Below are 14,530 nucleotides of genomic sequence, written 5' to 3'. Positions count from 1 at the left end.
AGTATAGCATAAGTGGATGGCAGAAGTAAATGCCATGTCCTACTCTATCTGCTTCAACTTAATCCGTGCGGTATCCACGTCACGTTTGAGCTGTGTAATGAGCTCATCCATACCGTTGAATTTACGCTCAGGACGCAGGTAATCGATAAATTCAACAAAGATAGTGCTGCCATAAATATCGGCATCAAAATCAAGCAGATGCGCCTCCAGGCTGAGTACTTTACCGCTATGAAATGTCGGCTTCGTTCCGATGTTCATAACGCCTTGGTACCAGCTGTCATTCAGCAGCACCTGCACGGCGTAGACACCCGCCGCGGGAATAACGAAGTTTTCCGTCAAATCCATATTGGCTGTCGGAAAACCCAGCTGTCTGCCCCGCTTATCTCCCGAGACGACAACACCGCGCACACCGTAGCTGCGACCCAGCAGCTCGGTCGCAGCGGGAGGTCTGCCCTCCAGCAGGGCCTCACGAATGGCTGTGGAGCTTACTTTGACCCCGTTCATCCGGAATGGACGCACAACTTCAACAGCGAAGCGGCCTTGACCCAGTTCACATAACGTGTCCGGCGTTCCTTGACCTTTGTAGCCGAAAGTGAAGTCGAAACCGACAACGACCATCTCAACGCCGAGTGCGGCCAGCACCCGGTCTACAAACTGTTGAGGAGAAGCCTGCATAAGCGCTTTATCAAACCGGAGGACATAAGTACAGTCTACACCAAGCTTTTCAAATACTTCTAGCTTATAAGACGTGGGTGAAAGCAGCCGTGAGTACTTGTCCTGACCAAGCAGCTCACGCGGGTGAGGATCAAAGGTCATAATAGCCGCAGGAACACCAAGCCTTCTTGCATTCTCGACAGCACGGCCGATTACTTCCCGATGACCCAAATGCACACCGTCAAAATCACCGATTGCGATTACCTTCCTGCCGGCAAAAGGCAGAATTTCAGCATTCTGAATCGGATAGGACAAATGTATCGTTTGCATGAGTACGAGTTCACCTACTATTCCTTGAACCGCTATATGCTTGCTCTGTTATCCCTGCTTATCTTGAAAATGAATCGAGAAGCAGCAGTCTGGTTTAAGAGTTTATGAAAAAACTTTAACGGGAACAAGAAGCCGTTCATTATCGTTCCATTGAAAAAGACCAATAAACAGGCTGCTTGGCCCATATATCCGGTAGAGCCCGCCATCTTCTGCAGGGGTATCAAGTCCTTGATCTCCGCGCGATACCAATGGTGCTTCGAAGATGCGGACCTTACGTCCCTGCAGTGCGAAGACGGCGAACTGTTCGCTCAAGGTTACAGCAGGCAGATGATCAACCGCTTGATCGGCCGAAATAATATGGCGATCCAGCTGATTTTCCTCGCGAAGCCGCGGAAGATCTTCCAGCTTAACGCACGCCTGCAGCCCGATCTTACCTGACGAAGAACGAATCAGTTCCTTCATAACGGCCGGTACGCCGAGTGCCTTCCCTATATCTACACAAAGGGTACGGATATAAGTTCCTTTGGAGCAGAGTACACGAAAGCGGATCTCCGGATGACGCTTCTCAAGATCAAGTTCCATGAGCTCGATTTCATAGATGGTGACTTGGCGCGCCTTGCGCTCCACTTCAACACCTGATCGTGCCAGTTCATACAGTCTTTTGCCGTCCACCTTAACGGCTGAATACATAGGAGGGACTTGAGAAATCTCACCTCTAAAAGAATGGATCACTTCCAGAACACGATCCTTCTCCAGAGTAACATAGTCCTGTTCTTCGAGAACAGTACCGCTCATGTCTTCCGTATCCGTTGCGAGTCCGAACACCATTGTAGCCAAATATTCTTTGGGCAAATCCTGAATGTACTCAACCATACGGGTCGCCCGGCCGATACAAAGCGGCAGCACGCCGGTCACTTCAGGATCAAGCGTGCCGGTGTGTCCGATCCGTTTGATACCAAGGTGACGGCGTGCTTTGGCTACTACATCATGGGAAGTCATTCCCTTAGGCTTTAGTATTGGAAGTATTCCTTCTAACGTCATGATAGTTTGTTCCCTACTTCCTCGACAACCAGCTGGATCGCTTCCTCCAACGTACCTTTAATTGTACAGCCTGCGGCGCGGACATGACCTCCGCCTCCAAAGGTTTGCGCAATTCTAGCTACATCCACATTGCCAGCCGAACGGAAACTGACTTTAACGGTAGAAGCATCTCTCTGTTTGAACAACAAACCCACTTCTACCCCTTCCACATTACGGGCATAATTCACCAGACCATCCATATCTTCATTCGATGCGCCTATTTCGGCTACATCTTCTGTATTTACGGAAATCGAGCTGATTTTACCTTGCTTATGGAAGTTTAATGTGGACAAACCCCGCTGAAGAATACGAATCTGCTCAAATGTCATTCTTTCCAAATAGGCCTCAGCCAACAATGAGCCTTTAACGCCCAGCTCAAGTAAATCCGCCGCTGTTTTCATCACTTTTGGAGTTGTGCTCGAATATCTGAAACCACCCGTATCCGTAAGCAGTCCCGTATATATACAGGTGCCGAAATCAAGATCAGCCTCAAATGGAAAAAGTTTGGCTAAATCATAGATGATTTCAACCGTTGCCGCCGCTTGAGCCTGGATGACCGCACGGCTTCCATATCTGTCATTGGTGGCGTGATGGTCTATATTCAGCAGTTTGAACGATTCGGCGAACCGCTGGCTAACTTGTCCGATTCGCGAGAAATCCGCACAGTCTACACTGATCACATGTGAAAAATGTGTATTCTCAGGCAATTGGGACAGTGTTTGAATATCTTCAAAACCCCAAAGCTGACTAAATTTAGCCGGGATATCACCTTCATTGGCAAGCGTATAACGCTTGCCAAGACGGTGAAGCAGCCATCCGATTGCGAGTGTAGAGCTAATTGCATCCCCATCGGGCTGAACATGGGAAACAACCAGAAAGTCATCATATTGTTCGATGAATTGCTTGGCTGCCTCCAGCTGCTCATTATAACTGCCGTTACAATCAGGTGCAGCCGCCGTCATTCAGCGGACTTCCCATCATTAAGCTGATGGAGAAGATTCTCAATACGGCTGCCGTAATCAATGGATGTGTCGAACTTGAAAATCAATTCCGGGACTTTACGAAGCCGGATTCTTTTGCCCAGTTCGGAACGAATATAACCGCTGGCACTTCCTAGCGCCTTCAGTGTACCTTCCTTTTGCTCGTCGGTACCCAGTACGCTCAGATATACCTTTGCCTGCGACAAATCGTTCGTAACATCTACACCTGTAACAGTCAGAAAACCGATACGCGGGTCTTTAATTTCACTCTGCAAAATTTGGCTGATCTCTTTTTTGACTTGCTCGCCCACTCGTCCTACGCGGACTCTAGCCATAGCTGATCACCTCTCTACTGTTTCCATGACGAAGGCTTCAATAATGTCCCCTTCTTTGATGTCATTAAACTTCTCAAGGGAAATACCGCATTCGTAGCCTTGTGCTACTTCTTTGACATCGTCCTTAAACCGTTTCAGTGCATCAACCTTGCCTTCAAGGATAACAATGCTGTTGCGGATCAAGCGTACTTCTGCGTTACGAGAAATTTTACCGGAAGTAACCATACAACCTGCAATGGTACCTACACCTGTAATTTTAAACGTGTTGCGAACTTCCGCATGTCCGATAATATTTTCTTTAAAGATCGGATCAAGTATACCTTTCATGGCCTGCTCGATCTCTTCGATTACGTTATAAATAATCCGGTGCAAACGAATATCTACTTTCTCCTGGTCAGCCGTAACTTGAGCGGCTGGTTCAGGGCGAACGTTGAAACCGATAATGATCGCGTTAGAAGCGGATGCCAGAATGATGTCCGACTCCGTGATCGCACCTACGCCTGTATGAATCATTTTCACACGCGCGCCTTCAACTTCGATCTTCTCCAAGGAGCCTCTAAGAGCTTCAAGAGATCCCTGTACGTCTGCTTTGATAATAACATTGAGATCTTTGATCTCGCCTTCTTTGATATGCTTGTACAGATCGTCCAGAGTTACGCGGGAATTAGCCGTAATTTCGGACTGACGAAGTGTAATCGCACGCTTCTCCGCAATATCACGAGCTTTACGCTCATCTTCGAAGACGAGGAACGGATCGCCGGCTTGCGGCACTTCGGTTAAACCAGTAATCTCTACCGGAGTGGAAGGACCCGCTTCTTTAAGACGCTTGCCTTTGTCGCTTACCATGGCACGGATCCGGCCGAAGCATACGCCTGCAACAAAGCTGTCGCCGACTTTAAGCGTGCCGTGCTGAACGAGAATACGTGCAACCGGGCCGCGGCCTTTGTCAAGCTCCGCTTCAATTACCGTACCTCTTGCACGTTTATCCGGATTGGCTTTATATTCTTGCACTTCCGCTACGAGAAGAATCATTTCAAGCAGGTTCTCAAGACCGATACGCTGTTTCGCGGATACTTCGCAGAAAATCGTATCGCCGCCCCACTCTTCCGGTACAAGCTCATACTCAGTGAGTGCTTGCTTAATTTTCTCGACATTCGCTTCCGGTTTGTCGATTTTGTTCACAGCTACGATAATAGGAACTCCTGCCGCTTTGGCATGGGAGATAGCTTCCACGGTTTGCGGCATAACGCCGTCGTCAGCAGCAACCACAATGATGGTAATGTCTGTAACTTGGGCTCCGCGTGCACGCATCGTTGTGAAAGCTTCGTGACCCGGAGTATCCAGGAACGTTACTTTCTTACCGCTGGCTTCAACCTGGTAGGCACCGATATGCTGCGTGATACCGCCTGCTTCGCCTTCGGTTACGCTTGTATGACGGATAGCATCGAGCAGGGTCGTCTTACCGTGATCGACGTGACCCATAATAGTAACGACCGGCGGGCGTTCTTTCAGATCCGCTTCGTCGTCCTTTTCTTCTTCAAGCTCAAAACGGTCGTCTTCGACGCGAATCTTCAGATCCACTTCGACACCATATTCTGTCGCTACCAGTTGAATCGTATCCAGATCAAGCTCCTGATTAATGGTCGCCATAACTCCCAGGAAGAGAAGCTTCTTGATCACTTCAGATACGTCTTTGTGAAGCAATTTAGCGAGCTCGCCTACTGTCATATTGCCACGAACAATAATTTTCTTAGGTGTGTTGTCGATCTTCTCTTTCTTAACGAGATCCTGACCACGTCCGCGACCGTTATTACGTCCGCCGCGGTTATTGCCGCCGCTGCGACCGCCGCGTCCGCCGCGTCCGTCATCATAACGGCTCGAATTCTTGCTGCGGTCATCGCGGGCGCCTGGCTTATTATCGCCAGGACGCTGGCCGCTGCGTGCCGAGTCAAACGCCGGACGCCCATCGGTTCTGCGTTGTCCCTGGCCTGCGCTCTGGCCGGCCGGTCTGCCTGCAGTGCTTGCGCCGCCGCGGTTTACACCGCCGCCTTGGCCGCTGCCTTGAGGGCGTTGTCCGCCGCCGCTTTGAGGTCCGCGGTTAAAACCGCCCTGACCGCCGCCTTGTGGACGTTGTCCGCCGCCTGCTCCCTGACTGCGCGGAGCGCCGCCTTGACCTTGTGGACGCTGTCCGCTGCTCTGGCCTTGCGGGCGTTGTCCGCCGCTGCCTTGGCCTTGTGGACGCTGTCCACTGCCTTGTCCTTGCGGACGCGGGCCGCTGCCTTGAGGGCGTTGTCCGCCGCCTTGAGGACGCTGACCGGTACCTTGGCTGCGTGGCGCTCCGCTTTGACCGCTTGGTCTGTTGTCCGTGCGTGGTGCACGGTTATCTTGAGAGCCTTGAGGACGAGTGTCCTCTCTTTTCGGCTGCTCCTGCCCAGCTTGTGCTGCAGGTTGCTTAGCACTCACCTCTGCTTTGGGTGCTGGCTGGTTGGTCTTATCTTGTTTGGGTTGGTTTGAATTGGTAGAACTCACGTTACCTCCATCTGATCCTGCCCGCTTTGCAGCCGCATTTGCTTTAATGTCATGAAAAAATTTCTCAACGCTGCTGACAGCATTATTCTCCATGACGCTCATGTGGTTGTTTACGGGGATATTCAAACGCTTCAGGATCGTTATAATTTCCTTGCTGCTCATATTTAAAGATTTGGCATATTCATAAACCCGAAGTTTGTCCTTAGGATCTTGTTTATTTGTCAAACCCATTCACCTCCGCGGGTCGTTAAACCCGATACTTTTGCAGCATCTTTGCGAAGCCGGCGTCAACGACGGCAATCGTGACTCGCGCTTCCTTGCCAATGCTGGCTCCAAGTTCCTCGCGGTTGCCTAGCACCAGCAAAGGGACGTCGTATGAACGGCATTTGTCCTGAAACTTCTTGTTCGTATTATCAGCCGCGTCTTCCGCTATGATAACCAATTTGGCGTTACCCGATCGAATCGCTTTAAGAACGGTTTCTTCTCCGGTAACAAGTTTGCCGGCTCTCATCGCCAGCCCTAAATTCGAAAAATATTTAGAATTCGTCATCGTCCATCCCATCTTTACCTGCATGAAATTCTTCTTCCACTTGGATAAAATCCTGCTCAAGCTGGTCGTAAATGGGGGCGCCTACGGGCTGTTTAAGCGCGCGGTCCAGCGCCTTGGATTTCTTGGCAAGCTTAAAGCAAGCCACTTTACCGCACAAATAAGCACCTCTGCCGGATTTTTTGCCTTTCAAGTCGATCTGTGTTTCGCCTTCCGGCGTACGGACAACACGAATCAATTCTTTCTTGGGCATCATTTCTTGGCAGGCCACGCATTTGCGCATAGGGATTTTCCGCGTTTTCACGTCATCTTCACCTCGCCCCGCCGGCGTCAGTCAATGCTGACGGAATCTTGATGCATTTCCTCGACTTGCGTTCTCGGACGGCCGTATTCCTGCTCCGCCTGAGCTTCGCTCTTAATATCGATTTTCCAGCCTGTCAGTTTGGCTGCCAGACGTGCATTCTGGCCTTTAATCCCGATAGCGAGGGAAAGCTGATAGTCAGGAACGATCACGCGTGCCATTTTCTCGTTCTCGAACACGTTGACTTCCAAGACTTTGGAAGGGCTTAGCGCATTAGCAACATACTCTTCCACGCTTTCCATCCAACGTACGATATCGATTTTCTCTCCGCGCAATTCACCAACGATCGTCTGCACACGAAGACCTTTAGGACCTACACAGGAACCTACCGGATCCACTTCGTCATTGCGCGAATGAACGGCAATCTTGGAGCGGAAGCCCGCTTCGCGTGCGACGGATTTAATTTCAACGACACCCTCATAGATTTCAGGAACCTCGAGTTCGAATAGCCGCTTCAATAATCCAGGGTGTGTACGCGAAAGAATAATTTGAGGGCCTTTGGTCGTATTTTCCACTTTCGTGATATACGCCTTAACCCGTTCCCCTTGTTTGAACTTCTCGTTTGGCATAACTTCTGTAAGCGGAAGAACCGCTTCCACTTTACCAAGATCGATGTAATAATGACGCTGATCTTGACGCTGGACGATCCCTGTTACAATATCTTCTTCTTTTTCAATAAAAGCATTGTAAATAAGTCCACGTTCCGCTTCACGTATGCGTTGTGTAACCACTTGTTTAGCGGTTTGCGCAGCAATACGTCCAAAATCACGCGGTGTCACTTCAATCTCTACGATATCATCTAGTACATAATTCTGATTTATTTCACGTGCAGCATGAAGCGAAATTTCCAGCCTCGCATCAAGTACATCCTCCACGACGGTTTTACGAGCATAGACGCGGATGACGCCTGTTTGTCTGTTAATATCAACGCGTACGTTCTGCGCCGTGTTAAAATTTCGTTTATAGCTGGAAATCATCGCGGCTTCAATCGCATCAATGAGAAGTTCCTTAGAAATCCCTTTCTCTCTTTCGATCTCCGCCAACGCTTCGATAAAATCCATGTTCATTTGAACCCAGTTCCCCCTTTCAATGCTTCGCAGACGCGATAAATCGCATCAGAATACGATGGCAAGCCTCGCGCTGGCCACTTTGCCGTATGGGATCGCGCTTCGTGTTTTGCCGGTCTGCACGACTAGTTCTTCATCGTCGAACGACAGAAGCTCGCCTTCGAATTCCTTGCTATTGTCAATTGGCTCGTATGTAGTGATAAACACATGTTTGCCAACAGCCTTCTTAATATCTTCCGGTTTTTTAAGCGGCCTCTCGGCTCCCGGTGAAGAGACTTCCAGGAAATAAGCCGTCGATATCGGATCGTTGTCGTCAAGTCTTGAGCTGAGATATTCGCTGATACGACCGCAATCATCTATGTCGATGCCGCCTTCTTTATCTACGAATACACGAAGAAACCAGTTGCTTCCCTCTTTGACATATTCGATGTCAACCAGCTCAAAGCCTTGCTCGTTTAAGTAATCCTGGAGCATATCTTCTATGACGGTTTTAATTGGTGAATTCATTTTCTCTCTACCCTCCTGTATGACCTTCCCGGTAAACCTGCCAAAAAGTCTAAGCAAAATGTAAAGAGTGGGTCGCCCCACTCTCCGGTTCACAGTCGATATCCTCATTATTGCCAAGAAAAATTATACCATAACCATGTAAACCTTGACAATAGCAAGAAAATGATAGGACCCTGCCGTAAAAGGCTTCAAGACCAATTAAAACAGCGAAAGCTGGTTAGATTCGGGCAGCCCACGGAAACAACCCATGCTGCTGAGCAGTTCAACGACGGTCTTAGAAGCTTTGGACTTCGTCTGGAAATCTTCTATCGAAAGGAAGTCGCCGTTTTCCTTGGAAGCGGCAATATTACGCGCAGCATTTTCACCAATACCAGGGACGGCCGAGAATGGAGGAATGAGAGAATCTCCATCAATAATAAACTTCGTCGCCTCTGAACGATACAAATCGATCGGTTTGAAGCTGAAACCTCTCGCCGTCATCTCAAGAGCCATCTCCAGAATGGAGACCATCGCTTTCTCTTTCGGAAGTGCCTGGAAGCCCTTGTCCTCGATCTCAATCAGTTTTTTCATGATCGCATCATAGCCTTGACAGAGAAGTTCCAGATCAAAATCTTCTGCCCGGACCGTAAAATAAGTCGCATAGTACGCGATTGGATAATAGACTTTGAAATACGCCGTTCTAACAGCTGAAATAACATACGCAGCGGCATGGGCTTTGGGGAACATATACTCGATCCGCTCACAGGATTCAATGTACCAGTCCGGAACATTATGCTTCTTCATATCCTGTTTCCACTCATCCGTCAGCCCTTTACCCTTACGTACACTCTCCGTAATTTTAAAGGCAAGACCGGCATCCATACCCGCTTTATAGATGAGAAACAGCATAATATCATCCCGGCAGCCGATAACCGTCTTAATGTTGCAAATTCCTTTGCGGATGAGTTCCTGAGCATTCCCCAGCCAGACTCCCGTACCATGAGAAAGCCCCGAAATCTGAAGTAAATCGGCAAAACTGGTCGGGTTTGTTTCATGCAGCATTTGACGAACGAATTTCGTCCCCATCTCAGGAACTCCGTAGGTCGCGACAGGGGTGCGGATCTTGTCCGGTGTGACCTCAATGGCGTCCGTGGAGTGGAAGATACTCATTACCTTCGTGTCATTCATCGGAATGGTCGTCGGATCAACACCCGTCAAATCCTGAAGCATCCGCATCATAGTCGGATCATCGTGTCCAAGAATATCCAGCTTAAGCAAGTTCGCATCAAAAGCATGATAGTCAAAGTGAGTCGTTTTCCATTCCGAGGTTTTGTCATCCGCCGGAAACTGGACAGGCGTAATATCATCCACTTCCATATAATCCGGAACGACGACAATTCCCCCCGGGTGCTGGCCCGTACTCCGCTTCACACCCGTACAACCGGATGCCAGCCTGACGATCTCCGCATTCCGCCATTTCTGGCCTTGGCTTTCTTCATACTTCTTTACATAACCGAAAGCCGTTTTCTCCGCAATCGTACCGATCGTTCCCGCACGGAATACACTCTTCTCACCGAACAGTTCTTTGGTGTAGTTATGGGCAACAGGCTGATATTCACCTGAAAAGTTCAAGTCAATATCCGGAACTTTGTCCCCCTTGAAGCCGAGGAACGTTTCGAACGGAATGTCCTGGCCTTCCCCTTTGAGCTTGTGGCCGCAGCCCGGACAGATTTTATCCGGCAAATCGAAGCCGCTCGGGATACTTCCGTCCATGATCCATTCGCTATGCTTGCAGCTTCCGCAAATATAATGGGGCGGCAGCGGATTTACTTCCGAAATACCGAGGAAAGTCGCGACGACAGAGGAACCTACCGATCCCCGCGAGCCGACAAGATAGCCGTCTTCGTTAGATTTTTTAACAAGTCTTTCTGAAATCAGATAGTTGGCGGAGAAGCCGTATTTGATGATAGGAACGAGTTCCTTCTCCAACCGGGCTACCACAACTTCCGGCAATTCTTCTCCATAAATGCTGCGGGCCGTTGCATAACAAGTATTCCTGATCTCCTCGTCCGCCCCTTCAATGATCGGCGTAAAGAGTTTGCTCGGAAATAATTCGATCTCCTCAAACCGTTCTGCCAGTTCATTGGTATTCGTTACTACAACTTCCTTCGCCTTGATCTCTCCCAGAAATTTGAATTCCTCCAGCATTTCCCGGGTCGTACGGAAGTGGGCATCCGGCTTTTTCATATCCTTAAGAGGACTAAAGCCCGTAATCCCGTTAATCGTAATGTCACGCGACATTTTCTCACGGGGCTCCAGGTAGTGAACATTGCCTGTAGCAATAACAGGCTTGCCCTGCTTCGCACCTATGGCAACTACACGCTTAACCGCATCTTCCAGATCGGCACGGCTGCCCACAAGCCCCTTGTCCACCAGATGCATGTTGTAGCTGACCGGCTGGATTTCGAGAACGTCATAGAATTCCGCTACCGTTTCCGCTTCTTCTTCTGATTTGTTCAGTACCGTTTCGAAAAATTCACCTTTCTCGCAGCCCGATGCTATGAGCAGTCCCTCACGAAGCTCGACGAGCTTGCTTTTGGGAATACGGGCTACTTTATTGAAATATTCCGTATGGGAAAGCGAGATAAGCTTGAACAAATTCTTCTTGCCAACCGCATTCGTGGCGTAGATACAGCAGTGAAACGGCCTTTGATTGGAGAGGTCCTTACCGACGTGATCGTTCAGCCGCATTACATTGGTGATTTGACGTTCATAACCTTCATTAATCAAATGATAAAGGACGTGGCCGAGTGCAATGGAGTCATCGATCGCGCGGTGATGATTCTCCAGGGAAACTTTAAATTTATCGGATAAGGTATTCAGCCGGTGATTCTTCATGGATGGAAAAAGAAGACGCGCCATCTCCAAAGTATCCACAACGGCGTTGGTCAGTTCCGGATGGCCGAGTTTTTTCAGATTCGCTTGAATGAACCCGATATCAAACCTGGCATTGTGCGCAACAAGAACGGCATCCTCAATGAATTCAATGAATTTAGGAAGCTCATCTTCTAGCTCCGGTGCATTCACGACCATATCATCCGAAATATTCGTCAACTGCTGGATGTGATAAGGAATCTTTTCGTGCGGGTTGATGAAAGTGGCAAAACGCGCAATTTCCTTACCTTCCTGCATTTTAACGCCTGCGATTTCGATGATTTTGTTATTCATGACAGAAAGGCCCGTGGTCTCAATATCAAAAACTACATAAGTCGCCGTTTTCAAATCAGCATCTATCGGATTCAAGACGATCGGAACGGAATCGTTCACCACGTTGGCTTCTACTCCGTAAATCACCTTGACTCCGTGTTTCTTGCCTGCTTTATTAGCATCGGGAAAACACTGCACCCCGCTGTGATCGGTTACGGCGATAGCTTTGTGTCCCCATTTGGCAGCTGTTTTAATATATTGATCGATGGGAGTGATTCCGTCCATCGTGCTCATAGAAGTGTGTAAATGAAATTCAACCCGCTTCTCTTCCGCATCATCCATGCGTCCTTTAGGCGCCAGTACCTCATTGATGTCAGAAGGAATCATTACCAGCTCGGGCACCATCATAAAGCGGTCATACTCAACCCGCCCTCTTGCCCTAATCCAGGTTCCGTTAGACAGCAGATTCAATATACGGACATCCTCTTTTGTTTTGCCGAAACATTTCAGCATGATTGAGTCGGTGTAGTCCGTTACATTGAAAGAGTAAAGTGTGCTGCCGTTCCGGAGTTCTTTAACTTCCAGACCGAATACCGTCCCTTGAATCGTCACTTTCTTCTCTTCTTCTACAACGTTCTGTATCGGGACCGGCACATCCTTAATATCATAGCCGACCATTAAGCGTACGTCGGCATCCGGTATCGCGGAAGTCATCTCCTGCTCGATGGACTGCATGATTTCTTGGGTAACCTGCTTTTCTTCTTCTACGATTTTTTTAGCGAAACGTTCAAATTCTTCCCCATTCTTCTCACTCACGGCATACTTAACCGTAAACTCCGTTTTGAAATAATCCATGAAGAAGGACTTTACCCATGCGTCCATGTTTTTCTTTTTGGCCAGTTCAAAACCAATTTGATCAAGAAGGATAAGAGTTAACTGATTGCCGCTGACTTCAATCTGGGCCTTGCTGAGCCAGCCGTTTACCGTTACCGCTTCACGCTGAACCCATTCAAGAAAGAGACTCCAGTACTCCTCCACCAATTTTGCCGGATCGGCTTGCTCCATATGCAGCACGAAGCGGGTTTTGGCTATGTGTGCAAATTTTTCCTGTATATGACGGCAGAATGAACGATAAACATCCTGAGGCACAAAATCTTGTTTCACCAAGTGAAACTTCCACTCCCGGTTTTTTCGGCTGATTTCGACCTTATCGATATAGCCGTCGGCAAAATATGTCGAAGCCATATCGACAGAAATATCAGCCTGCTTCATCAAAAGCTCAAACCGCTGTCTCTGGTCTGGTGTATGACTCATAATATCCTCCTCCAAGCTTTCCGAGTGAAAGCTGCTAAGCACAAGCCCGGAAAAAGAAAAGGGCAAAAGAGAGTATCTCGTTTGCCCTTCATTCAAGTTCTAAAAAAACTTAATCATACAAATTAAAATTAGTAAGATTTACCAAATACTACGGTGTGTTTGGCTGCTTCTCCGCAGACCAGGCATGTTTGCTTCGTCTGTTCAGGAGCAAACGGAATGTTGCGGCTCGTTGCACCCGCTTCTTCCTTAACCTGGGCTTCACAAGCTGCCGATCCGCACCAGCCGGCAAGCGCGAATCCGCGCTTCACTTCCAGCTCTTGCTTAAACTCATCCAGCGTATCTACAGCGAACATATGATCATCCAGGTGCTGCTTCGCACGGTTGAACATATCTTGATGGATCTGCTCCAACAGCTGCTTAACTTCTTCAACGAAGTTTTCTTGAAGGACAACTTTCTTTTCGCCAGAAATACGCGAAACAAGTACAACTTGTCCTTTCTCCATGTCACGAGGTCCCAGTTCTACACGAATAGGTACGCCGCGCATTTCGTATTCATTGAATTTCCAGCCAGGGCTCTGATCCGGACGATCGTCAACGCGTACCCGTACACCGACTCCTTTGAGCTCAGCGAACAATTCATCTGTTCTTGCCACCACTTGTTCGCGAGTCTTAGGCGGTCCGATCGGGATCATAATCACTTGCGTAGGAGCTACTTTAGGCGGCAGTGCCAGACCGCGATCATCACCGTGCACCATAATGGTAGCGCCGATAAGACGGGTGCTTACTCCCCATGAAGTCGTGTGTACAAACTGGTGCTGGTTCTCACGATTCAGGAATTTAATGTCAAATGCAACCGCGAAATTCGTACCAAGGTAATGGGATGTTCCGGCTTGAACCGCTTTGCCGTCTTTCATCATCGCTTCGATGGAGAATGTGTCTACTGCGCCTGCGAATTTCTCTGAAGGTGTCTTCTGACCCATAATGACAGGCATGGCCAGGAAGTTCTCGGCGAAATCACGATAAATGTCCAGCATTTGCATCGTTTCACGGCGTGCATCTTCCTCATCCTCATGCGCTGTGTGTCCTTCCTGCCACAAGAACTCGCTTGTACGGAGGAACGGAAGCGTACGCTTCTCCCAGCGGACTACGTTCGCCCATTGGTTGATAAGGAGCGGTAGGTCGCGGTAGGAGTTAATCCATTCCGCATACATGTGCCCGATCATCGTTTCGGAAGTCGGACGGATAGCCAGACGCTCCTCGAGCTTCTCGCCGCCCGCTTCGGTTACCCACGGCAGCTCAGGATTGAAGCCCTCCACGTGCTCTTTTTCTTTCTGGAAAAAGCTTTCTGGAATAAAAAGAGGGAAATAAGCATTACGATGGCCGGTTTCTTTGAATCGAGCGTCAAGCTCACGTTGAATGTTCTCCCAAATTTCATAGCCGTCCGGCTTAAAAACGATACATCCGCGAACGGGGGAATAACTCATCAGATCGGCTTTTTTTATGACATCAATATACCATTGCGAGAAGTCCTCACCCTGCGGTGTAATTTCGCGCACAAACTGTTTCTCTTTTGACATACGGATCCTCCTACGAAGTCCAGGCGGTATCGCGTGAAATGCGAAGCAAATACCGCCGCTGGA

General features: G+C 48.8%; 11 protein-coding genes. All 11 read right to left on the bottom strand.

Annotated elements, in window-relative coordinates; all coding sequences use genetic code 11:
- Positions 1 to 39: 39 nt before the first annotated feature.
- Positions 40 to 984: a bifunctional riboflavin kinase/FAD synthetase gene (locus tag AR333_RS07625; protein ID WP_068774672.1), complete on the bottom strand. Its 945-nt coding sequence runs from the start codon at positions 982 to 984 to the stop codon at positions 40 to 42.
- A 102-nt stretch (positions 985 to 1,086) separates the two neighbouring features.
- On the bottom strand, positions 1,087 to 2,025 hold the full coding sequence (gene truB / locus AR333_RS07620) for a tRNA pseudouridine(55) synthase TruB (protein ID WP_068774671.1): 939 nt from the start codon (positions 2,023 to 2,025) through the stop codon (positions 1,087 to 1,089).
- Entirely contained in the window at positions 2,022 to 3,026 is a 1,005-nt protein-coding gene (locus tag AR333_RS07615) for a bifunctional oligoribonuclease/PAP phosphatase NrnA (RefSeq protein WP_068774670.1), read from the bottom strand. The genes truB and AR333_RS07615 overlap by 4 nt, the downstream gene beginning before the upstream one ends.
- Positions 3,023 to 3,379, bottom strand: a complete 357-nt coding sequence (rbfA, locus tag AR333_RS07610) for a 30S ribosome-binding factor RbfA (protein ID WP_068774669.1) — start codon at positions 3,377 to 3,379, stop codon at positions 3,023 to 3,025. The genes AR333_RS07615 and rbfA overlap by 4 nt, the downstream gene beginning before the upstream one ends.
- Before the next feature lie 6 nt (positions 3,380 to 3,385).
- On the bottom strand, positions 3,386 to 6,139 hold the full coding sequence (gene infB, locus AR333_RS07605) for a translation initiation factor IF-2 (protein ID WP_068774668.1): 2,754 nt from the start codon (positions 6,137 to 6,139) through the stop codon (positions 3,386 to 3,388).
- A gap of 16 nt (positions 6,140 to 6,155) precedes the next feature.
- The gene (locus tag AR333_RS07600) at positions 6,156 to 6,458 is read right to left on the bottom strand and encodes a YlxQ family RNA-binding protein (protein WP_068774667.1); all 303 of its coding nucleotides are present in this window, start codon (positions 6,456 to 6,458) and stop codon (positions 6,156 to 6,158) included.
- Positions 6,445 to 6,759, bottom strand: coding sequence for a YlxR family protein (locus tag AR333_RS07595; RefSeq protein ID WP_068774666.1), 315 nt, complete (start codon positions 6,757 to 6,759; stop codon positions 6,445 to 6,447). Before AR333_RS07595 ends, AR333_RS07600 begins: the two co-directional genes overlap by 14 nt.
- A gap of 26 nt (positions 6,760 to 6,785) precedes the next feature.
- Complete coding sequence (gene nusA, locus AR333_RS07590) at positions 6,786 to 7,883, bottom strand: transcription termination factor NusA (protein WP_068774665.1); 1,098 nt, start codon at positions 7,881 to 7,883, stop codon at positions 6,786 to 6,788.
- 48 nt (positions 7,884 to 7,931) lie between these two features.
- Positions 7,932 to 8,390, bottom strand: coding sequence for a ribosome maturation factor RimP (gene rimP / locus AR333_RS07585; protein ID WP_068774664.1), 459 nt, complete (start codon positions 8,388 to 8,390; stop codon positions 7,932 to 7,934).
- A 198-nt stretch (positions 8,391 to 8,588) separates the two neighbouring features.
- Entirely contained in the window at positions 8,589 to 12,890 is a 4,302-nt protein-coding gene (locus AR333_RS07580) for a PolC-type DNA polymerase III (protein WP_156430844.1), read from the bottom strand.
- A gap of 128 nt (positions 12,891 to 13,018) precedes the next feature.
- Positions 13,019 to 14,467, bottom strand: coding sequence for a proline--tRNA ligase (gene proS, locus AR333_RS07575; protein ID WP_068774663.1), 1,449 nt, complete (start codon positions 14,465 to 14,467; stop codon positions 13,019 to 13,021).
- Positions 14,468 to 14,530 lie beyond the last annotated feature (63 nt).

Origin of the sequence: Paenibacillus sp. FJAT-26967 (assembly GCF_001541095.1) — a bacterium.
Lineage (GTDB): Bacteria > Bacillota > Bacilli > Paenibacillales > NBRC-103111 > Paenibacillus_F.
The sequence above is the reverse complement of the archived record's forward strand: the minus strand, read 5'-3'. Positions and strand labels throughout refer to the sequence as shown.

Coding starts and splice junctions, on each gene's coding strand:
- AR333_RS07625 (WP_068774672.1), bottom strand. CDS start 984: ATGCAAACGATACATTTGTCCTATCCGATTCAGAATGCTGAAATTCTG.
- truB (WP_068774671.1), bottom strand. CDS start 2,025: ATGACGTTAGAAGGAATACTTCCAATACTAAAGCCTAAGGGAATGACT.
- AR333_RS07615 (WP_068774670.1), bottom strand. CDS start 3,026: ATGACGGCGGCTGCACCTGATTGTAACGGCAGTTATAATGAGCAGCTG.
- rbfA (WP_068774669.1), bottom strand. CDS start 3,379: ATGGCTAGAGTCCGCGTAGGACGAGTGGGCGAGCAAGTCAAAAAAGAG.
- infB (WP_068774668.1), bottom strand. CDS start 6,139: ATGGGTTTGACAAATAAACAAGATCCTAAGGACAAACTTCGGGTTTAT.
- AR333_RS07600 (WP_068774667.1), bottom strand. CDS start 6,458: ATGACGAATTCTAAATATTTTTCGAATTTAGGGCTGGCGATGAGAGCC.
- nusA (WP_068774665.1), bottom strand. CDS start 7,883: ATGAACATGGATTTTATCGAAGCGTTGGCGGAGATCGAAAGAGAGAAA.
- rimP (WP_068774664.1), bottom strand. CDS start 8,390: ATGAATTCACCAATTAAAACCGTCATAGAAGATATGCTCCAGGATTAC.
- AR333_RS07580 (WP_156430844.1), bottom strand. CDS start 12,890: ATGAGTCATACACCAGACCAGAGACAGCGGTTTGAGCTTTTGATGAAG.
- proS (WP_068774663.1), bottom strand. CDS start 14,467: ATGTCAAAAGAGAAACAGTTTGTGCGCGAAATTACACCGCAGGGTGAG.